This is a genomic window from Spiroplasma endosymbiont of Cantharis rufa (genome assembly GCF_964019665.1).
In the GTDB taxonomy this organism is placed as follows: domain Bacteria; phylum Bacillota_I; class Bacilli_A; order Mycoplasmatales; family Mycoplasmataceae; genus Spiroplasma_A.
Window position 1 is genome coordinate 672,836 of record NZ_OZ026459.1, and the last position, 24,035, is coordinate 696,870.

The window sequence follows — 24,035 nt, forward strand, 5'->3', positions numbered from 1 at the left end:
TCCTCCTATTTTTTAATAACCATTATATGTACATTAAAAAATAAGTGATGGAGGAGTTACTCCTTTTTTAAATATTTTAAGATGAAAACTTTTTTTCCAATTAATAATCTGCTCTACAAAATTATTTTTTTCTAAAAAAGTTATAAAGTATAGTTCAAATTTTCGCAGTAATTCCTTTGTAAAATTAATATATTCTAAAGACACTAAGTTTGGTTGCATTATTTTTGAGATCACAAAAAATAATTTTTCAGTTATTTCAAATTTTATTTTTTTTCTTATTTTTTCAAATATGAAAAATAAAGAGATAAATAAACAAGTAGCAGAAATTATTATTGAAAAACCAATTATTAAGAAAAATTCTCAACTTTTTACAATTTGATTTGAGTTTAAAAAGTATTCTATTGCTTTGTATTCACTAGAAATAAAAATAGGAACAGTAATTAATATTAATTTAAAAAAATCATTTAGATAATTAAATCTTTTAATATAGTTAAAGGTTCTAAAATTAATAAAATTTTTTTTAATTTTATTAAAAAAAACTATTGATTCAATTACAATTCAAAAGCATACTGATGTAATTATTATTGTATTTATTATTAATGTAAATTGAATAGCTATATAAAAAACCATTTTTTGAATTTTTAAAAAAAGCTGAAAAAAAATAATAATCAGATGTGATAAAACTAATAGCATGTATAATTTTTTGACATTATTTTTTTTATAGTTACGCATACAGAACTCTCCATTTTTTTATATTGTTTATAGTTATATTTTAATAGAAAAATAACTTTTATAATTAATAAAAAAACAATTATAAATAAATATTCATAATTGTTTTACTACTTTTTTATTATGCAATTAATTTAATTTCTGAAACTACTAATTTTTTATTTTTATATTTCATGGCAATATCAAATACTAATTCATTTGTTCCGTCATTTACAGTATATCTAAAATTATTTACAGATTTAATTTCAGTTTTAACTGTTAATTTTTTAAATAATTCTTCGGCTTGATTTTTTAAATCAGTTACTTCTTGATTACTTTCTTTTATTCATTTTGATAGAATATTACTCATTTTAGCAATCAATTCATCTTCATCATTTAGAATTTTAAATAATTGCTCAAAAACTGAGCCTTCCTTAAGTGATCCATCACTATTATAACCTAATATTTCAAACATATTATCAATGTCATTTAAAGCTTTTTCAAGTGTTGAATCTTTTGCAAAACGAGCCATTAATTCACCAAAATCGGAAAAGTTAATTGTTGATTTTGTAGTTGAACTAAATTCTGTATTGAATTCATTCACAAGTTCTTTAATAGATTTATTTGTTAAAAAATTCATTGAACTTGCTTTAGCTTCATTAAATCTTTTTGCCGGTTCAGTTGGATTTTGTTCATCCTCTGGTTGTGAAGTTTTTTCTTCACCTAATAATCCTGATAAACTAATTTCATTCATAGGTTTTGACATTAAATCTCTGATAGAGAAATTAAAATTTTCATTAGTGTTATTTCATAAATAACCCATTCAATCTGATTTAAACTTTTTCCCTTCTCCTGAAACACTAGTAATTTTTTGCATTAATTCTTTAACAGGACTAGGAAGAATACCTGGCATTGTTACAAGAGCTCCAATTACAGTAGAGAATAAACTTCCTCCATAACTTGAATTTAAACCACCATTTATAATAGACCTTATCATTGAATTTACATATACTTTTGAAATGATTATATTAATAGATTCTTCTTTCATAGCTTTAACTCCAATTTTTGAAAGTAAACCCATTAATCCATCATTTACATTTTCTGTAAATTGTTTACCAATTGAAAAGTTTTTAGAATTTGTTGCAAATAAAATTCCAATATAATTCTTAAATACAACTCCTGATAGATCATCATTTACCATGTAATTTATCTTTTTAAATAATTGTTTAATATCAATTGAATTAGAATTAAAAATCTGATTTCTTTTTTCTTCAATCTTTTCTAAAGTTAATACTGAAGAAGTCATTTCCTCATAACTAAATTGTTCCATATAAACTACTAATGTTCTTATAAAACGAATAACTTCAGCAATAGAGTCAATATTGCTAATGAAATCTATTTTTAACTCAGCTGTACCACTCATTAAATTTGAGATATTATCTGCTAAATTAGTTGTTGCACTATCAATATTTTGTTCTACATCTGCTTGAGTTTCATAAGACAATTTTGTTTCACTACCATTTAATAATTTATTAACTGCATTTGATAATCCTATCATACTTGAATCTAACGCTGTTTGATAACTCATATTTGCATATATTTTATTACTAAAAGCATTTTCCAAAAGTTTTAAATTATCTTGATTTAAAACTTTTCCTAAAGTTTTAAGTAAATCAGGAGAAATAATTGACCCTATCATTGAAGGATTACTTGCAACTACTCCTAATAATTGTTGCAAAGTTGTGGGATCTGATAATAGTGATAGTATTGTAGGTAATGTATTTTTAACAATATCAACAATTCCTTCATCAGGTGCACTTGGATCTAGAACATAATCTTGATAAACATTATCAGATATTTTCAAGTCAGATGCTAATAAGTCATTTGTATTAAAATACTTATCTGCAACTTTATAAAACTTAGCATTACCTTCTACACCTTCTGATTCATTAAAATCAGTTAGATTAAGTGTTTTTAAGTATTCATTTTTTACATTATTTTCCATCATATATTTTGAACTAAAATGTGTTTCACCATCAGATAATTCATTTTGATTTAAATAAAGTGATTTTGCATATTGAGACATTAATTTTGAGATTGTATCTTGTCTTTCTGCAGTTTCAAAGTTGTCTTCAACTTTATCAGGTTTTTCTTCTTCCTTTGCATTTTTATTTCCACACGCTACAACAGCTCCAATTGGCGAAGCCATTAATGTCATGGCTCCTATTAAACTTAATAATTTTTTCATTTTAAAATTCATCTCTTTTCTAGTTTATTCTTCATTTCATTTTGATTCAATTTCATTAAAAATAATTTTTTTAGCAAATTTATGTCCATTTTTTGTTGGATGAACATAATCTAAGAAGAAAAAGTCTTCTTCTTTGCCCACATTTTCTGGTTTTACAGTTGCTTGTAATTCAAAATTAGTTAAATCAATTCCACTTAAATCTGGTGAGGTTGAATCACATAACTCTTTTGTAATATTTTTATTAGGTCCTGAGTTTTGAAATTCTTGTGTAATTTCACCAAATCTTGTATAAAGGTCAAAAAACAAAATTAAATTATTAAACATTTTATTAGCCTTTTTAATAATTTTTGAAATTTCATAATTAAAATCATCACCAATCATTTTAATTATTTCTTTATTAGTTTGATTAGCCTTATAATATTTTGGAATTAACGTCATATCTGGAGGAGATAAAAAAACTATTTTTTTAGCTCCATTATTTAGTAAAGTATAAAGAGCATTTTTAATATTTAATAAAGCACTCTGCATAATTTCTTCTCGCTTATTTGAGTTATTTAGATTATCTAATATTGCAAACATATCATTTCCACCTATTTCCACTAAAAATAAGTCATCCTCGTGAATTTTTTGTTGTTCTACAAGAGCTTGTGCTTGCTTATAAATCCCCGTATTTCCCAATAATAAAGCTGTCGCTCCTGATGAATCATATGCTGTTGCTCCTCCAACAGAATAATTTTTTCCTCATACTTTTTCTCCATTTAATTCAATATCAGGCTTATGAATTAAATTTGAAGATTTAAATTCTTCTTTTGAAAAGTTTAGTTCTTCATTTATTAGAGCGGCTGTTGTTAATCCATTACTAAATCCTCCAACATATTGTCCTGACATTTTAATTTCAATATTAAATTGATCTTTTCCAACAGTTTGCAAACCACCTTGATCACTCAATGAATCGCCTAGTGTAAAAAAGTTTGAAAAACCTTTATGGTTAGATTTATCGTCACTTGTATCTTTTGCAAATCTAGTATCAAATTGAGTTCCAATATTTTTATCGAAATCAAAATTAATTTCAGTTGCTGTTGGTATGCATGATACTACTGCTGATGTAGAAACTGTTAGTAAACTAACTGCTGAAAGAATTGCTAATATTTTTTTCATACTTATTTATTTCCTTTCTTTAAATTGATTATTCAGATAGTTAAAAATGCTGTATAAATTGGTAAAACAATTCCTAAAAAAATAAAAAATATAATAATTCCAGTTCTTAGAACTTTTAAAGTCTCTGTAAAAAATGGATAAGATAATTCATCAAAAGTGACTTTTGTCTTTGACATATTATTTTCGTTTAACTCTTTATTTTTAAAAATACTATGTCCTAAAATATTCAAACCAAATTTTATATTTTCAATTTGTCTATTTAAAAATCAAACTTTATTATTTACTATCATTGTTCCTAAACTTTTTTCTACTTTAATTCCATTTAATCCAGGACCCTCATATTTCATTCAAGAATCATAAGTTTCTTGATTAATAATTGTTTGATCTCTTTTTGCTTGTTCATAAAATTGAGAAGAAAAAATTTCCTTTAATCCTCCATTTTTAAACATTCACTGAATTCCTGCATGAACATAACCATAACTTAAAAACTTTGTAGCAACTGCTTGATCAAATTTAATTAAGTCCATTCCTAATTCGTATAAATCAACATCTCTTTGATTTCTAATATCATCACCTCATCTTTTTTCAAATCATTCATTTGAAAAATTAATGTAGTCTTCTTTTTTAACAGCATAATTACTATCTTCATAATAATTGATTGTTGAAAGTGCATCACTTGTGTATGCACTTTTAATAGCTGTATTCATTACTTGTTCATAAACTACATCTTGACCATCAATTACATACATACCTTTAGGCATTATGATTTTTATTTGCTTTTCAATGCTATTAATAAACTTTTTTGATTCAATTCCTAATCCTGGAACCACCATCAAAAAACTAAATAGAAATAAAAAGCCAACTATCGATGATGAAATTATTATTTTCAATTTCAATTTCTCATTAAGAAAATTTTTGAATTTCTGTTTCATTTTGATAAACCCTTCTCTAAATTTCCTATCCCCTTTTAACTTAAAAAAATAAAATAACTCATAAAGTAAAGCTAATTATTTTTCCACCTAATTTTAATAAAAAAAATTATCTATTTAAAAATAGGCTTACAAAAAATATACTCCTTTAAAAAAGGTATAACAATTTATTGATGAGTTTAATTTGACTTGACTTTTTTGAATTTTATCTATTTAAAAAAATAACATAAAAAATAACACTTATAAAAGTCCCATTTTAAAGGGTTATATAAGTGTTAAAAATCTATGATAAATTCAAAATTAAATTACATAAAAATATTTTATTAAAACTAAAATATTTTTATGTAATTTAACCTTTTTAGCTCATTTTTTTTGGTTTTTGAACTTAAATTGAGAAAAATTAAAAATTTTTTTAAAAATTAAAAAGTGTTAAATATTGCTTAATATAAAACTTTTTTCTAATTTATTTAATTGTACAATCAAATAAAAAAAACTCATTTAAAATAAATGAGTTTAGGAATTTTTAATAATTTTATTATTAATTTGCTTTTTTCTTACTTCTTCTCTTTTGTTTTTCTTTTTGAATATCAATTTCTACCAATTCTTGAGCTAAAATTCTATTTCTTCTTCAAGGATCTGGTCTATAATGATAAATTCCAAATGTTATTCCATCTAACAATAACATAAACAATACTGGAATAAGTGATATTGCAAGTGCTCCTAAAATTAGGTATCAATTGCTGCTATTGTAACTACTAATTGATGCAAGATTTAATATTTTTTCATTAAATCCAGGAATCATAATTACAGCTAAATTAACTAATACTGCTGACATACTTGCAATTCATAAAGGTTTATTAACTATTAAATTTACTTTTTTATCAGATTTTCAATTTGATAATTTTATAAAGTTTGCATAGAAACATGGAGCACAAGTTATTGTTACAAACATTGCAGTTCTTCCAAAATTTCCAATGTTGATTTTTTGTTCAACACTAAAATCATTACTTCTTAAAGCTTGATGTCAGCTTAGGTTGTAATTATCACCTAAAATTTCTTTTAAATAATCATCTGTTACAAACATCATTCCAAAATAGTATGCTCCAATTGAAGCAATTGTTGTAAATAAAATTATTTTAAATAAGGTATAACCTAAACCTTTAAATAATGAATTCTTACCCTTAACTGGCTTTATTTTCATTAAAGTTGGGTCATTTGAACCCATACCCATTGATAAAGCAATAATTGATTCAACAATTAAATTCATTCATAATATATTTGTAGCTTCTAATGGAGAAACTGTATTAATTACTGAAAGAATAAATATTGCTAAAACATTAGCTAAATTAACTCCAATAACAAAAGCAATTGCTCTTTTAATTTTTTGATAAACGTTTCTACCTTCATTAACACCTTTAATTATTGTTTCAAAGTTATCATCAGTTAAAATAATATCACTTGCTTGTTTTGCAACATCAGTTCCAGTGATTCCCATTGCAACACCAATATCAGCTTTGCTTAAACTTGGTGCATCGTTAACCCCATCACCTGTCATTGAAACAATATTACCCTTTTGTTTTAAAGCATCCACAATTCTTACTTTATGTTCAGGATTTACTCTAGCAAATACTTTTATTTGTTCAATTACTCTTAATAATTGTTTGTCATCTAATTGATTTAAAGTATTACTACTCATAACTTCATATTCTGAATGTGCTAAATCTAAATCTCTTGCAATAGCAAGAGCAGTTACAGCATGATCACCTGTTATCATTACAACTTCAATTCCAGCCTCATGAGCTAATCTAACTGCATTAACTGCAGTTTCTCTAACAGGGTCTATCATTCCAACAGCACCTAAAAATACTAAATCTTGTTCCAAGTTATTTTTATCTTTTAATTTATCATAGTTTAAATGATATGCAAATGCTAAAACTCTTAAAGCATCTTTTGAAAGCTCTGTTGCTGCTTCTAATAACATTTTTTTATCTTCTTCTGTAATATTTCTTAAGACATTATCCACCATTATTTTAGTACATCTTTGCAATAATTGATCAATTGCACCTTTTGTAAATGTTGTATTTACTTTGTTAATTTTATTAACAGTAGTCATCATTTTTCTTTCACTGTCAAAAGGCATTTCATCAATTCTTTGTCAAACATCACGTGAATCTTGTTCATCATATCCTATTGTTTCAGCAAAATCGACAAGTGCTAACTCTGTTGGATCACCAATTCTTTCATTACCTTCTGTAACTGAATCATTACATAAAACTAATGCTTTTAAAAAGAGGTCCATATGTTTATCATTTTTCTCTTTAGCATATTCCTTTGAAGCAATAACTTTATTATCCATAATCATCTTTTTAACTGTCATTTTATTTTGAGTTAAAGTTCCCGTTTTATCCGTACAAATAAAATTAACATTACCCAAGGTTTCAACTGCCTGGAGTTTCTTAATAATAACATTTTGCTTAACCATTTTTTTAGTACTAATACTTAAAGTAATTGAAACAACTGCAGCTAAACATTCTGGAATAACTCCAATTGCTAATGTAATTGCCACCATTAAGTAATTTGCTCATGCTCTTTGATCACCACTGAAAAATAATGTTGTAAAAATTAGAATCGCTAAAATAAAACTCAAACCACTTATTCAATAAGTAAAAGAATTTAATTTTTTTTCTAAAGGTGTTGATTCCTCTTCATTTTCATTAATTGATTTAGCAATTTTTCCAATTTCAGTTTCAACTCCAGTTTTAATAACTAATCCAATAGCTCTTCCTGAAGTTGTAAAAGTTGACATAAATGCTATATTTTTCATATCAGCTAAAATTGTTGTTGATTCTTTTAAAGCTAAATGAGTCTTTTGAACAGGTACTGACTCACCTGTCAAAATTGATTCATCTATTGATAAGTCACTTGCTTCAATGATTCTTAACTCTGCTGGCACATATTTACCAGCTTCTAAAACAACAATATCGCCTGGTACTAATTCTGATGCATCAATTTCTTGTTGCATATCATTTCTAATAACAACGGTTTTTGGTTTAGATAGTGATTTCAAAGCATCCATTGACTTTCGCGCTTTAATTGTTTGTACAGTTTCTAAAATAGCATCAATTAAAACAATTGAAAAAATAACAATTGCATCAATAAATTCAGATGCTTCAATATGACCTTTATTAGATATTATTGGTGCAATAATTGAAATAACTGCAGCACCCATTAATACTAATAAAATTGGCTCTACTAGAGTTTTTAAAAATATTAAATATCAAGGTGTAATTTTACCTTTTGGAAGTTCATTTTTCCCAAACTTTTGTTGTTTTTCTAAAACTTCTTGAGTAGTTAAACCCTCTTTGATATTGGTTTCTAATTTTTTTTCAAGTTCTTTATTAGAACTTAAGAGATTTTCATCCATATTTATTTCCACTTCTTTTTTTGTATTTATATATAAAATTATAACAAAATAAAAAGAATTTTACCAAATATAATATTTGATGGGTTGTATAAGATATAAGTAATAAGTGATTATCTCCCTGCATATTAACAAGTAACTTTGTCTTACTTTATAAAAAAACATTTTGTATACTTGACAAAGTATATTCACTCTCTAAAAATTAATTCATTTTTTATTTTACTTGTTTGAAATAAAAAAGACCAGTACTAAACTGATTACCAAAAGTATAAAAGACCGTTAACTGGTCTTTGTTTATCTATAAATATTATATATTAGAAAAAATATTTAATTAAATTAATAACTACTTTTCCTATTTAAAATTCTTATGAATTTTTTTGCATTTGTTTGATTATTTTCGTGAAACTCTTTTGAATATTTATTCCAATTTAATAAAAGTGGTTTAATCTCTTTTTGTCATTCTGGCGTAAAATTTGATGTCAAAATATTTGATGAAGCATTTCTTATACTAAAAAATCTCAGTGATTCAGAAGTAATCATTATTATTTGTACCAATTGCTTTTGAATTGAAATAGGTTTATCTCCATCAAATTTTTCAAGTACTTTAATAGTATTATGAATTGATTGACTTGTCACTGTCATCTGATTACTTCCAATTAAAGAATTATAATTACCTGAATACTTTAAATCATTTGATTTATAATTTTTAACAGTTTTAATTTGTGAATCACTAAAATGATGGTATGTATTGTTAGATACAAAACCTTCCAAGTATAAATTTTGTGCACTGATTACTAAATCCACTTTAGCTTCTTTTAGTTCATTATCGTCATCAATTACACTTAAAGTAAAGTACTCATTGTTATTACCATCAATAACAAGCATATCTTTATTATCATTATTTTTTTGGTTTTCCTTACTAACAATTTTATTGCTTAATAAGTTGTTTGCTATTTTATTAATTTCATTTTTGTAATTGCTAATCAACAATGTTTCAGTATATATTTCTTTTGCATACTGACTTATGTTTTCTTGATTTATATTTTTTTCTATTATTGGACTTACTGCAATTCCTGAACCAACAGAAATTGTTAAAGCACCTATTAAACTTAATAACTTTATCATTTGATTATTTCCTTTTCTTTCATAATCCCACCCTTACTCCCCTTATATAGCAATATTTTATAAAAAGATATATATTATTGTAAAATAAATGAATAAAAATATTTTATTCATTATTTAGTTATTCATATTATAAATTTTCATATATTGGAAATTTATCACATAAATCTTTAACTTGTTTGCTTAACTCTTTTAAATTTTCTTCACTATGGTCTTTTAAAATACTTGCAATAATATTGCCAACTTGTTCAAATTCTGTTTCTTTAAAACCCCTTGTAGTCATTGCTGGAGTTCCTAATCTTATTCCAGAAGCATGCATTGGTTTTTCTTGATCAAATGGAATCATATTTTTATTTGAAACTATACCAATCGCTTCTAAAATACTTTCAGCTTCTTTTCCAGTAATTCCAATTGAATCTTTAACTTCAACAATTACTGTATGATTTTCTGTCCCATTAGCTACTAATCTTAGACCATTTTTACTTAAAGTTTTTGCTAATTTTTTTGCATTAATTACAACTTGATTTGCATATTCCTTAAATTCTTGGCTATCAGCTTCAAATAAGGCTTGAGTTTTACCTGCTATTTGATTTTCTAAAGGTCCCCCCTGCACTCCAGGAAAAACTGTTGAGTCAAGTTTTTTTGCAAATTTAGCCTTACAAAGAATTAATCCCCCTCTAGATCCTCTTAAAGTTTTATGAGTTGTTGTTGTTACAACATCTGCATATTCACAGGGATTTGGATGAACCCCGCCTGCTACAAGTCCCGCAATGTGAGCCATATCAACCATAAAATAAGCTCCAATGCTATCTGCAATTTCTTTAAATTTTTTAAAATCAATAATTTTTGTATAACTACTTGCTCCTGCAAGAATTAATTTTGGTTTATGTTTTTTTGCCAAATCATTAATTTCTTTAAAATCAATTTCTTCTGTTTTCTTATTAACTTTATAAAAAACAAAGTTATATAATTGTCCAGAAAAGTTTATAGGATAACCATGTGTTAAATGACCACCAGCATCTAAACTCATTGAAAGTACAGTATCACCAGGTTTTATCAAAGTTCTATAGGCTGCTTCATTAGCTTGACTTCCAGAATGAGGTTGAATATTTGCATGATCAGCTTTAAATATTTTTTTTGCTAATTCTATTCCATAAGATTCTATTTCATCAATATAGCGACACCCACCATAATATCTTTTACCCGGATAACCCTCAGCATATTTATTTGTTAAAACAGAACCATTTAATTTTAAAATTTCTTCTGAAACATAGTTTTCTGATGCAATTAATTCAATATGATTTTGCTGACGTTTTAATTCATTTTTTAATGATTCTTCAATTATTGGACTCATTTTCATAGTTATTCTCCTTAAACTTTTATATATAAAAATAATACTAGATTTATTGTTTTTAATGTTTATTATTTTAAAGAAAACTAACTTTATATAATAATTTTTATTTTAATAATTATAGATTACTTTTTAATAATTTTTTTTCTGCTATTTTCTCATTGATTATCTCATTTAAATTGATATCTGGTATTTTATTATCTAATAAATCATAGTGAATTTGGACACTATTTATATTATTAAAAATAATTGCTTGAATATCTCTTTTTATGGCTTTATTAATGAATTTAGAGTTTGAAATATTTTTATTAATACCTTTATTAATTTTATCAATAGTTTGATTTAATTTCTCAAAATCAATAAGTTTATATTGATTTTCAATTACAATCTTTAATAAATTAATTTTATCAAGATTATCTATTTCATTATATTTCTTTATATAAAATTGCGCCTTTTCATATTTTTTATTAGCAACCAATTTTTTTCCTTTATTAATTATTTTCTCCTTTTTCATCTCTTCACTTGAAATTAAAGAATTTAGTTTTTCTTTTGATTTTACTCATTTTTGAATATTTTTTTCTACAGATTTTATTAAGTTTAAAGTGTTTTTATCCAAAAGATTTAAATTTTCTTTCAGCTCTGTTTTCATTTTTTGAAGATCATTTTTATTTAAATTTAGTTCTAATAATGATATAGTAGTTATCTTTCTAAAGGTTTTAGTTAATAAGGTTTTTTCAGTTTCTCTTTCTTTATAACTTAACATACTGAAAAGTATCGCTAGAGAAATTGACATTGCACATGCTACTAGATAAATTAGACCATTTGATACTGGCGAAAGTTTTCCTTCACCATTATATATTGGGTCAGAGAAGAAACCAATAGCTGAAAAAACCCCTAAACCACTTTGTGATCTTTGTGTTACACCCATAATATTTGCAAATGCCCCAGCTATAAATGCTGCACATACCCCTGAAACTAGAGGTCTCTTTTTAGGTAAGTTAATTCCATAAAGAATTGGTTCTGTAATCCCAAGACATCCCGCTGGAAGCATACCAATTGCCTCTTTTTTTAGTTTTGCATTTTGAGTAATTATGATAACTCCAATTAATGCTCCAACTTGTGCTCAAATTGATATTGATGGACCTATTCCATATATACTTTGACCCCCATTTGAAATATGTTCTAACATTGAGATCATTCCTAGCATAATATGTAAACCAAAAATAACAGTTATTTGTCACATAGCTGTAAATATACCAACTCCAATACCAATTGGTATTTGACCTAAGTAAAATGTTAATGCACCAAATAATGTTTCAAAGAAATTTCAAGCTATTCCATAACCAAAAAATGATAAAGGACTAACTACAAGAATAACAATAAATGGTCTAAACATTAATTCTAAAGCTACTGGAATTACTCTTTTTAATCAAGTATCTAATTTTTTTGCAGTATATATTGCACCAACAATTACAAATATTTTTGTATTCATTGTATTAATCCTTATTTTTGTTATTTCATCTAGCATAGGATTTCCAGTGTCAATGTTTCCAAAATCAAAGATTAAAAAATCATTTCCCATTCCTAAACGCCCTCCATCACCAAATAGTAAGGGTGAACAGAGAATAACACCAAGAGCAACTCCCATAAGTCCCTCTAATTTAAAATAATTAGCTGCAGAAACTGCAATAATTATTCCCATAAAATAAGTAGTTGACCTACCAACAATGAAAAGAATTATTCATCCAATTCCTGCTTCTGTTATTAAAACATCATTAGGTCCTGGACTTTTAAAGACAATATTGGGCATTATTCCTGCTTGCATTAAAATTGCTATAATTGCTTGAACCAAACCCGCTCCAACCATTATAGGAATTATTTTTGTCATAATGCCCGAAAGCATTGCTAACATTTTTCTAAAAAAAGTCTCTTTTTCACTATTAAGACCCATTGAAACATTTAAAGTATGCTCTTCAGTATTTAACTTTACTATTTCATCTTTTAGTTTATAAACATCTTGACCAATTACAACTTGTAACTCGGGCCCGTTTCAAACTACTCCCTTAACAAGTGGAGCTTTTTTGATTGCTTCAATATCAACTTTTTCTTTATTTTTAATATTAAATCTCAATCTTGTCATACAATTATATATTTCATTATAATTTCTCTTAGTTCCAACAAATTGATTAATTAATTTTGCTCCTTTTTCATATTTGTTTGAAACATTAAAAAATTCAACTGGGTCTGTTATTGTTTTCAAATCTTGATCTTCTTGTTTTTCTTTTAAGGTATAAGATATTTTACAAAGTAAATCTCCTTGTTTAACTTTACCTACTTTTAATTCTTTAATTGTATAATCAATTAAAGAATTAATTTCAAATACAATTGGTGTTTCTTTTGAAATATTTTTCTCTTTTAATAAATTTAAGTCGACTGTAAAAATATCATCATTTTTAAGAACTTTAGTTCCAACTTTTAATTTTGTAGAAAAACCTTTACCATTAAGCGATACTGTATCCATTCCACAATGAATTAAAAATTGTAAACCTTTCACATCAAAACCATATGCATGATACGTATCAAATATCATAGTAACCCTTGCTTTATCAAAAAAAGCTTTAAAATTATTTGATTCTGGAATAACAACTATTCCATCGCCTAACATGCGATCAGCAAACATTGAATCATTACACTCTTGTATTTTTTTTACTTCACCATCAACTGGTGAATATAAATTAATCTCCATTTACTTTTCCTCCTATTAGTAATATTTCCATAAATTAATATAAAATATAATATTTTTTCCAAAATGAAAATACTTTCAATAAGTGAAAGTATTTTCAAGTAATATGTAAATTTTCTTTTTTTTAAAAAAACTCTATATATGATATCTTAAATTCATATTTTTTTAGATTTATTATAAACAAATCTACATTAATTTTTTGCTGCTTACTTTTTAATAATTCATAGTGAATTTAAAACTATTAAAAGTATTAAAATAATTGCATTCAGTTCATTATGAATATTTCTATTAAGAGAAATTGATTTCAAAATTTCTTCTACAACTTTTTTCAATTTTTGAAATTCGATATTTTAATTTGTCAAAATCTATTTTTTAAATAGATTTTTACTTTTTTGAACTAAAGTGTGTATTTTTTGAGAATCATCAATTTTTATATATATACTAAATAAAAATTTGATTTACTTATTAAATACTTATCTTTCAATATTTTTCTACATAGCTTTTATTAATTTTAAAGTTTCTTTATCTAAATTTGTTAAAACTTTATTTAGCTTTTCTTTTAAAGAAACAAGTTCTTGTTTATTTAAACCTTATTCTAATTTATTTGAAATAATCAATTCTTTAATTGTCTTATTAGCAATGTTTTTTCACTTTTTCTTTCTTTATAAGACGTTTTACTAAAAGCAATAGATAATTAAATTAATAATATACATTCTAACAAATAAAAAGAACCATTTTTAATTGGAATAATTGGTCCTTTTCCAGCTAATTGAGGCTCTACAAAAAAACAAATTAATTTCAATACCCCCCAATTCTAATATTCGCTCTTTTAGTTACATTTAAAATACTTGAAAAAGCTAGTTCTACAAATGAACCTGCTACTTCTGGAAATTAATGATTTTTTTGGTAAATTTATTCAATATGGAATTGTTTCTGTAATACCAAAAAATCTGGCTTGAAGTATTCCAATTGCATCCTTTTTAACTATTGTATTTTAGTAATTAAGATAACTCCAATTAAGCCACCAACTTGAGAACATACTCAAATTCAACAACCAATACAATAAACGCTTTGTTCCCACTCGTTGCTAAATGGTGAATCATGAATATGATTACAATACCATATGTAATCCAAATATTACTGCAACTTTTAATATAGCAATAAATATACCAATTCCAATTCCTAAAGTGATTTTTTTTCATATAAAATATTAAAAAAAAAAAAAAAATTCAAACAATTCCATACCAAAATAAAATAATGAACAGAGAACAACTCCCATAATCCCCTACAACTTAAAAATAATTAGTTGTAGAAACTGCAATCATTAAACCCATAAAAATGTTACTAGAAACACCTATAATGAATAAAATAATTCAACCAATACTTGCTTATGTTATGAATACTCTCTCTTGTTGTATTTGATTAAAAATAATATTGGGTATCAAATTAGTTTAAATCAAAATAGCAATAATTGCTTGAATTAAACCTTTTCCCACGATTAATGAAATCATTTTAACCATAATTTGTGATAGAACTACTAATATTTTTATTATAAAAGATACATTTTCATTTTCATAAACTAATTTGTTTTTAATTTTTATTGAGTAATAGTATAATTTTATTAACTTGTATTTTATTTTATAGACATCCTGCACAATTATAATCTGCATACAGAGTATTTTTGCACAGTTTTCTTAACAATATTAACTTTTTAAATTTTTCAGTATCAACTAAGTTTTATTCTCTATTTTAAATTAATCTTGTAATACAACTATATATCACTTCATAATTATAATTGTCATTTACTAATTCATTAATCAAATTTGCACATTTTCATATTTATTAGAAACATTAAAAACTCCTTCGTGTCTATTGAGGATTCTAAATTTTTTTTTGATTTCTAGGAAAAAAATTATATGTTATTGTACAAAGTAATTCTCCTTGTTTAATATTACCAATTTTTAAATTATTTATTTTATATTCACTTAAATCATTAATATCAAAAACAATAGCTGTTTCTTTTGATAAACAATTTTTCTCTAAATAATTTAAATCCACTTTAAAAAGACTATCATTTTTATCAACTATATCCCCAATTTTTAATTTTGTAGAAAATGCAATTCCCTTTAAGGCAATAGTATCCATTCCAACATTAACCAAGAAATCTAAACCTTCAATATTAAAACCATAGGCATGGTATGCTTTAAAAACCATAGTTACTGTTGCTTTATCACTAAAACCATTAAAATTGCCCAATGTTGGCATTATAATAAAGCCATCACCTAACATTTTTTTAGCAAACATTTCATTGTTACATTCTTTTAATTTTTTTATCTCACCATCAACTGGTGAATATAAATTAATTTCCATTGTTTTCCTCCTCATTGTAATATTTTCATAATTTGATATAAAAGTTAATAACTTTTTGCTAATAGGAAAATACTTTTAAATTTGGAAAGTTTCAAAAAAAATGAAACAAAAATAGAAAAAGTTTCAAAAAAATAGAAAAAAGAATGTTATTCTTTAAATTAAAATAGCATTCTTTTTTAAATTTCACTTGTACTCATAAATTTTTTAAATCAGTTAAAAGATTTTTTCTTAAATCGATTACCTGTACCTTTATGGTAATCATCATAGTCAACATATATTAGACCATAACGTTTTGACATTTCATTTGAGCCAGCACTAACAACATCTATTGGAGTTCACATTGTGTAACCAAATAAATTCACTCCATCTTTAATTGCAAAACTCATTTGTTCAAAGTGTTTTGCTAAATAATCAATTCGATAATCATCTTCAACAGTATTTTTATTATTTAATTTTTCTAACATTCCAATCCCATTTTCTGAAATAAATAAGGGTACATGATATCTGTCTCATAACTGATTTAAAGTATATCTTAAACCGATAGGATCAATTTGTCATCCTCATTCTGTTGCCTTTAAGAATGGATTTTTTCCAAGTTTCATTAAATTTCCCTCAGTTAATTCTCCTTCTTCTTTTGCAATAGTACTTGACATATAATAACTAAATGTAATAAATTCAACTGGATTATTTTTTAACAATTCATCATCTCCAGACTCTTTTATAATATTGATATTATTATCTTCAAAATATTTTAGTGAATATCAAGGATATTCACCTTTAATCATTACATCATAGTAAAATAATTTTTTCATTAATTCTTTTTGTTGATTTTCAAATACATTAACTGGATTACAATCTAACGCATAAGTTGTTGAATTAGCAACCATGCATCCAACTTGGATATTTTTAAATTTTTTAGAATATTCAATTACTTTTGCTTGAGCAATAAATTGATTATGCAGATCTTGATAAGATTCATTAATTTTTTCAAATGTGGTTTTATTTCCACTTTTATCTTCTACAAAGAAAGATGAAATTAAAACTGCTAAGTTTATTTCATTAAAAGGTAATCAATATTTAACATATTCATTGAATTCATCTATGAGAACTTTTGCATATTTAAAATACATTTCAACTACTTTTCTGTTTTTTCATCCTCCATAATTTTGCATTATTGGAAATGGTGTATCAAAGTGATTTATTGTAACCATTACTTCTAATCCTTGGGTCTTACATTCTTTAAATACATTTCTATAAAACTCTAATCCTTTTTGATTTGGTTCTTTCTCATCCCCATTTGGAAATATTCTTCCTCAAGCAACTGACATTCTAAAAATTTTTAGTCCTGCTTCTTTAAACAAAGCAATATCTTCTTTATATCTATGATAAAAATCTATTCCATATCTTTTTGGATAATGTAATCCTTTTTTATTTTCAATTGAATCTAGTAAATCTTGTTTAGTTAATTTTCTTGTTGCAGATAAATCTTTTCTATCTTTTAATTCCATAAAAGGAATCATTTCAAGAATAGATAAAGATTTTCCATCAACATCATACGCTCCTTCTATTTGAGAGGCTGCAGTAGCACCACCCCAAAGAAAGTTTTTTGGGAACTCTAATTTTTTTGCCATTATATATTTTCTCCATTTTTCTCTATTAAGTCTTTATATCAAAAGAAGCTATCTTTTCTAATTCTTCTCATATCTTTTTCATCAAACTCATCTCTATTAACGTAAACAAAACCATAACGTTTTGAAATTCCTTCATGAGTTGAAACTAAATCAATTGCACTTCAAGGCATATAACCTATCATTTCAACTCCATCTGCAATAGCTTCGCTCATTGCTCTAATATGTTTTTGATAATATTCAATTCGATAGTCATCATGAATTTTTTTATCATCAGTTAACACATCTCTAGCTCCAATTCCATTTTCTGTTATCATAATTGGTAATTGATATCTATCATAAACTTCTCTTAAAGTATTTCTAAAACCAATAGAGTCAATTTCTCAACCAAATTGTGTAGCTTCTAAATTTTTATTCTTTACAGTTTTACCTATCCCAGGAATTATGAAACCAGATTGTTGGTCACCAAGGTTATTTAAAGAATTTTTACTATCTTTACTGCTTGCATATTCAACAGTCATTGTTGAATAATAATTAAAAGCGATAAAGTCTGGTTTAGAGTTTTTTAAAATTTCCTTTTCTTCATTTGTAATAATTATTTCTTCATTTATTAATTTTAAGAAGTTTTTAAACCAAGTTCCATACTCTCCTCGACAAACAATATCCAAAAATATTCAATTTCTCATTTGATCAAAATTTAGTTTTGCCAAATGATCTTGAGGTTTATTTGAATTTGCATAAACCGAAGATATGTTTGGTGCTGGTCCAATTTTTGCATTAGGTAACATTTTTTTACATAATCTAATTGCTTTAGCTTGTGCAACATTTAAATTATGCATAATTTGTCATTTCGTACTTTTAGACTTTTCTGAAATAACTCCAATTATTTGACCAACAAAAGCAAACATATTTAATTCATTAATTGTTAATCAATAATTAACTTTTGATCCATAATTTTCAAAAAGTACTTTTGAATATAATTCAAATATATTTGAAAATTCACTACTATCCAATCCGCCTATTTCTTCAATAAAAGATGGTGTATCAAAATGAAATATAGTAACAATTGGTTCAATATTATATTTTATAAGCTCATCAATTAAATCTCTATAAAATTTAATACCCTCAGGGTTTATATCTCCTTTAATATTTTTAATTATTCTAGGTCAAGAGATAGAAAATCTATAAGATTTAAATCCCATTTCTGCCATTAAAGCAACATCTTCTTTTCAATGATTATAATGATCTGAAGCAACTTTAAATCCTGTAATTCCTTTTGGATAACTTTTTCTTTCGTCAAACTTATCCATTATCGAAGGTACCTTTCCTCCTTCATTTATAGCTCCCTCAAATTGATAGGCACTACTCGAAGCTCCTCATAAAAAATTTTTAGGAAATTTCTTCATTTTATTTTTCCTCCTTGTTTAATAAATATAATCCACCATAGCATGCCGCTTAGTTTTTTAAGATTGATACATCAAATTTGTTTTCAAGATTTTCGCAAGAGTAAAATAATTTTTCTTGCCAATAAAAATCTCTATGTTTAATAATTTTTTCTTTAATTAAACTAATAAACTGTTTATTAGAACTAACTTCTCCACCAAGAGTGATTAAGTCAAAATCTAATAGAAAATTTAAATTTATTATTGGTTTTGCTAAATGAGAAGTAAAATTCTCCATCATTTCAACTACTGTTTTATCTTTTTGATTATATAGTTCAAAAAAAATTTCACCCGTTATTTTTTTTTTTTTTTTCTTCTGTTTTAATAAAATATTTAATTAAAACAGTTCCTAAACCTGTATCTAAAGTTACAGTTGATGTATCTCTTTTTTTAAACTACTATAAATTTTTCCAATTTCTCCCTGCTTGAAATGTATTATCAGTAAAAAGTTTTTTATTTATTATAATGCCACATCCGATTGCAGTTCCTATTGTTAAATAAACCATGTTTGTTATTTTAAAATTATTTTTTATTCCTTCATTATACTTACCAAGTGCTGCAGCTTTAGCATCATTTAAAAGTACAAACTTTTTTAAATAAAATATTATTTTTAAAAACAATACACTTTGTTGATGTTCCAACAATATCAAAACAATAATTAAACATTTAGATTTACCTTCTCTTTATTTAAATAATTATTATTTTTTATATAATAAATTTTTTCATTTAAATTAATGTTTGGAATTTTATTTTCTAATAAACCATAATAAATTTGAACACTATTTAAATTATTAAATATTATTGGCTTTAATTCATTTATATTTTCTTTTTTTATAAAATTTGATTTTCCTAATTTTTCTAAAATTAATTTTTCTAATTTTGAAATATTTTTATTTAATTTTTCTAACTCAATTACTTTATATTGATTATCAATTTTTATTTTTAATAAATTTATTTTCTCAGAATTATCAATTGAGTTATATTTCTGCATATAAATATTTGCCAAATCAAATTTCTCTTTACTAGTTAAACTCTTACCTTTAATTATTATTTTTTCTTTTTCAATTTCTTCTTTTTCAATAATAGTACTCAATTTAATTTTATATCTTAATCAAGTTTGAATATTTTTTTCAATAGTTTTAATAAAATTAATAGTTTCTTTATCTAAAAGATTATTAACTTCATCTAACTCTCTTTTTAATTTTGTTGTGTCTTCTTTATTTAAATTTAATTCTAATATTGTTAATAACTTTAATTTACTAATTGTTTTATTTAATAAGGTTTTTTCTGTTTCTCTTTCTTTATAAGATAACATACTGAAAAGTATTGCACTTGATACTGCTAATAAACTAGCTAATAAATAAAATGAACCATTGCTAACAGGATTAAGTTTTCCAGTACCTCCATAAATTGGATCTGAGAAGAAGCCAATTGCTTCAAATACTCCAATTCCACTTTGTGCTCTTTGTGTAACTCCAATAATATTTGCAAAGACTCCAGCAATAAAAGCTGCACATACCCCTGAAATTAATGGTCTTTTTTTAGGTAAATTAATTCCATAAAGAATTGGTTCTGTAATACCAAGTAATCCAGCTGGAAGCATACCCATTCCTTGTTTTTTTAATTTTGCATTTTGAGTAATTAATATTACTCCAATCAAAGCTCCAACTTGAGATCATACTGAAATTGAACCGGCAATACCATATACTGTTTGACCACCTGTTACTGGAGACAAACTGTCAAGAAAAGAAATTAATCCCAACATTAAATGTAAACCAAAAATAACTGATACTTGCCACATTGATACAAATATACCAACTCCTATTCCTAAAGGAATTTTTCCGACATAGAACATTGAAGTTCCAAATAAAGTTTCAATAAAATTTCAAGCAATTCCATAAACAAAAAATGATAAAGGAACAACCAAAATTATAATAATAAAGGGTCTAAACATTAATTCCAATGCAACAGGAATTACTTTTTTTAATCAAGTATCTAATTTTTTAGCTGTATATATTGCACCTATAATAACAAAGACCTTTGTACTCATGGCATTAATTTTTATTTTAGTTATTTGATCTAGCATAGGATTTCCAGTATTAATATTTCCCAAATCTAGTAAAATAAAATCATTTCCTATCCCAAGAGTTCCACCATCTCCAAACATTAAAGGACAACAAAGAATAATTCCAATAGCTATACCCATTAAACTATCTAATTTAAAATAATTAGCTGCAGAAACTGCAATCATTATCCCCATAAAATAAGTTGTTGTTTTTGCCATTGCAAATAACACTATTCACCCTATAGCAGCATCTTTAAATAAAACATCATTTATTCCTGGATTTTCACTTAATTTAAAGACAATATTGGGCATTATTCCTGTTTGCATTAAAATAGCCATAATAGCTTGAATTAGACCAACTCCAACCATTACAGGAATTATTTTAACCATAATTCCTGAAAACATTGATAAAAACCTTCTTCCTAAAGAAACTTTTGAACTATTAAGTCCTATTGAGGCTTTTATTGACAATAATTGATTATTAAGTTTTATAATCTCTTCTTTTAATTTATAAACATCTTGACCAATAACAATTTGCAATTCATTACCATTTCAAACAGTACCTTTAACAAGTTCTAATCTCTTTATTTCATCAATATTTACTTGCTCTTTATTTTTAATGCTAAATCTAAGTCTTGTCATACAATTATATACTTCATTATAATTAGATTGATTACCTATAAACTTATTAATTAACTTAGCATTTTTTTCATATTTGTTTGATACACTAAAGAATTCAACAACATCTATCTTACTTTTTACATTTGCTTCTTTAATATCTGATTTAAATTCATAATTAATTGTGCAAATTAATTCCCCTTGCTTTACCTTTCCTAGTTTTAAATTATTTATTTGATAATTAGCTAAATCACTTATTTCAAATACTATTGGGGTTTCACTCAATAATTTCTTTTTTTTCAATAAAACTAAATCAACACTGAAAATATCACTTTTTCTAGATACTTTATCTCCAACTTTTAAATTAGTAGTGAATCCCTCTCCATTTAATGTTACTGTATCCATTCCAGAATGAATTAAGAATTTTAATCCATCCACATCAAAACCGTATGCATGATATGTGTCAAATATCATCGTGACTGTTGCTTTATCAAAAAAAGCTTTAAAATCATTTGATTCTGGAATAATAACAAATCCATCACCTAGCATACGATCTGCAAACATTGAATCTGAACAATCTTGAATGCTTTTTACTTCACCATCAACTGGTGCATATAAATTTAAATTCATATATTTCCCCCTTACAGTAATATTTTCCACTAAAATGATTTAAAAAAAATATTTTCTCCATAAAAAGAAAATACTTTCTATTTTAGAAAGTATTTTGGATGTATTCAAATATATATAGAAACAACATTTCTAAAGCAATATTTCTATAGATAGACTTTGATTTATCAAATTGATAATCGATCAACATTTTATCTGTAAAAATTATATCTAATTTTATTTCCTGACTATTTGTTGTAATAAGAAATTTATTATTTTTTTCATTTGCTTCTTTTTCATACTTTCTTATTAGAGAACCATTATTACTTGAACAAATAATTATAATCTCAACCTCATTTTCACCATTTTTTATTAAATTATTTTTATATTCTAAAGAACTTACTCTAACAATTTTATTCATATTATCAAATAAATCTAATATATAAGAACTTGCATGCTTAATTTGATTTGAGACATATAAATTTATTATTTTTGCTTCCTTAATTGCTTGAGAAATATTTTCAATAAATGAGTTATTTTCTATAATTCATTTTTGAATAGAATCAAATCTCTCTAAAGAGCTAACTTTATTTACATTCTCAGATCAACCATAATGATTATATTCATTTTTTAAAGTAAAAATTAATTCTCTATATCCAGTACATCCAATTTTTTGAGAAAATTTTGTTATAGTTGATAGTGAAACATAACATTGCTTTGCAAGTTCTTCTTGATTTTTAAATTGTCCATTTGCAAAGTTATCTATAATTTTTTTTGCAATGCTTTTAAAATTAGTATTATCAAATGACTCACTTAATTTTATCAATTTATTAATTACTGACATATTTTTACTCTTTTCTAATAATTAAAATTATATCTTTCAATAAAAAAAAGTAAATATAATATTTACTTATATAAATAATTTTCTACTATAATTTAGTTTTTAAAATTGATCATAATAAAGAGAATGATATAGAATTATAAAGATTAGTATTTTAAATATTAATTATTTTTATAGAAGAACTAACTACATATATTATAATTTAAATAGTACAGTTAAATCTATCTACTCCATCAAAAATGATTTTATTTATTTGAATAAAATGTTTTTTTAGAAAATATATTCTATACTTATTACTACTTGTATAATTTAAAACCAATTTTCAACAATACAAATTATTTTTTCTGAAATAAATACTGATAACTGACAACTATCTAATAATTAATTTAATCCTAAAAGAATCAATGTTTACTCTCATTCCGTTGATTGTAAAAAAATATTTTTTTTTGCAATTATTAGGTTTTATGAATTATTACTCTTATTTTTTATATGCTTGAAGTCATATAAAAAATAAATATGATATATCAAGCAGTTTTTATAAATGATTCCAGCTATTCTCCTATAATATTTATTTCTATTTTTTCTAAGTATCATTTGAATATCTTCGATATATTCTCTATGTAAAAGTATCATAATAAAATATCTATTAATTTTTTGAGTTAGTAAGTTATTTAGATTATTAATGTATTTTAATCAATTGCAAGCATAATTATATTTACAATCATACAATCGATCCCAATATTTTTTAAAATATTTTTGATAATTCAATAACTTTTTCTGAGCAT

Annotated in this window: 16 protein-coding genes; all 16 read right to left on the bottom strand. The window is 24.6% G+C overall.

Annotation, left to right across the window (positions count from 1 at the left end; translation table 4 throughout):
* Nucleotides 1–33: 33 nt before the first annotated feature.
* Nucleotides 34–732, bottom strand: coding sequence for a hypothetical protein (locus tag AACL15_RS02975; RefSeq protein WP_339033323.1), 699 nt, complete (start codon nt 730–732; stop codon nt 34–36).
* Between the two features lie 118 nt (nt 733–850).
* A complete protein-coding gene (locus AACL15_RS02980) occupies nt 851–2,956 on the bottom strand; it encodes an MOLPALP family lipoprotein (RefSeq protein WP_339033324.1) in 2,106 nt (701 codons plus the stop codon).
* Between the two features lie 24 nt (nt 2,957–2,980).
* On the bottom strand, nt 2,981–4,114 hold the full coding sequence (locus AACL15_RS02985; protein ID WP_339033325.1) for an SGNH/GDSL hydrolase family protein: 1,134 nt from the start codon (nt 4,112–4,114) through the stop codon (nt 2,981–2,983).
* Between the two features lie 2 nt (nt 4,115–4,116).
* Nucleotides 4,117–5,046: a hypothetical protein gene (locus AACL15_RS02990; RefSeq protein WP_339033326.1), complete on the bottom strand. Its 930-nt coding sequence runs from the start codon at nt 5,044–5,046 to the stop codon at nt 4,117–4,119.
* A gap of 535 nt (nt 5,047–5,581) precedes the next feature.
* A complete protein-coding gene (locus AACL15_RS02995; RefSeq protein WP_339033327.1) occupies nt 5,582–8,467 on the bottom strand; it encodes a cation-translocating P-type ATPase in 2,886 nt (961 codons plus the stop codon).
* A gap of 333 nt (nt 8,468–8,800) precedes the next feature.
* The gene (locus AACL15_RS03000; RefSeq protein ID WP_339033328.1) at nt 8,801–9,589 is read right to left on the bottom strand and encodes a ribosome-inactivating family protein; all 789 of its coding nucleotides are present in this window, start codon (nt 9,587–9,589) and stop codon (nt 8,801–8,803) included.
* Nucleotides 9,590–9,716: 127 nt separating this feature from the next.
* Nucleotides 9,717–10,946: a serine hydroxymethyltransferase gene (gene glyA, locus AACL15_RS03005; protein ID WP_339033329.1), complete on the bottom strand. Its 1,230-nt coding sequence runs from the start codon at nt 10,944–10,946 to the stop codon at nt 9,717–9,719.
* Between the two features lie 109 nt (nt 10,947–11,055).
* A complete protein-coding gene (locus AACL15_RS03010) occupies nt 11,056–13,683 on the bottom strand; it encodes a glucose PTS transporter subunit IIA (protein WP_339033330.1) in 2,628 nt (875 codons plus the stop codon).
* A 1,448-nt stretch (nt 13,684–15,131) separates the two neighbouring features.
* Nucleotides 15,132–15,350 (bottom strand): hypothetical protein, encoded by a 219-nt coding sequence (locus AACL15_RS03015; RefSeq protein WP_339033331.1) that lies wholly within the window; start codon nt 15,348–15,350, stop codon nt 15,132–15,134.
* Between the two features lie 211 nt (nt 15,351–15,561).
* On the bottom strand, nt 15,562–16,050 hold the full coding sequence (locus AACL15_RS03020; protein ID WP_339033332.1) for a PTS glucose transporter subunit IIA: 489 nt from the start codon (nt 16,048–16,050) through the stop codon (nt 15,562–15,564).
* Between the two features lie 176 nt (nt 16,051–16,226).
* A complete protein-coding gene (locus tag AACL15_RS03025; RefSeq protein ID WP_339033333.1) occupies nt 16,227–17,681 on the bottom strand; it encodes a glycoside hydrolase family 1 protein in 1,455 nt (484 codons plus the stop codon).
* Complete coding sequence (locus AACL15_RS03030; protein WP_339033334.1) at nt 17,681–19,084, bottom strand: glycoside hydrolase family 1 protein; 1,404 nt, start codon at nt 19,082–19,084, stop codon at nt 17,681–17,683. Before AACL15_RS03030 ends, AACL15_RS03025 begins: the two co-directional genes overlap by 1 nt.
* A gap of 49 nt (nt 19,085–19,133) precedes the next feature.
* Nucleotides 19,134–19,457, bottom strand: a complete 324-nt coding sequence (locus AACL15_RS03035; RefSeq protein WP_339035090.1) for an ROK family protein — start codon at nt 19,455–19,457, stop codon at nt 19,134–19,136.
* A 61-nt stretch (nt 19,458–19,518) separates the two neighbouring features.
* Nucleotides 19,519–19,740 (bottom strand): ROK family protein, encoded by a 222-nt coding sequence (locus AACL15_RS03040; protein ID WP_339033335.1) that lies wholly within the window; start codon nt 19,738–19,740, stop codon nt 19,519–19,521.
* A 38-nt stretch (nt 19,741–19,778) separates the two neighbouring features.
* Nucleotides 19,779–22,433 carry a glucose PTS transporter subunit IIA gene (locus tag AACL15_RS03045; protein WP_339033336.1) on the bottom strand — a complete coding sequence of 885 codons (2,655 nt, stop codon included), beginning with the start codon at nt 22,431–22,433 and terminating at the stop codon, nt 19,779–19,781.
* 82 nt (nt 22,434–22,515) lie between these two features.
* Entirely contained in the window at nt 22,516–23,253 is a 738-nt protein-coding gene (locus AACL15_RS03050) for a hypothetical protein (protein WP_339033337.1), read from the bottom strand.
* Nucleotides 23,254–24,035: the final 782 nt, after the last annotated feature.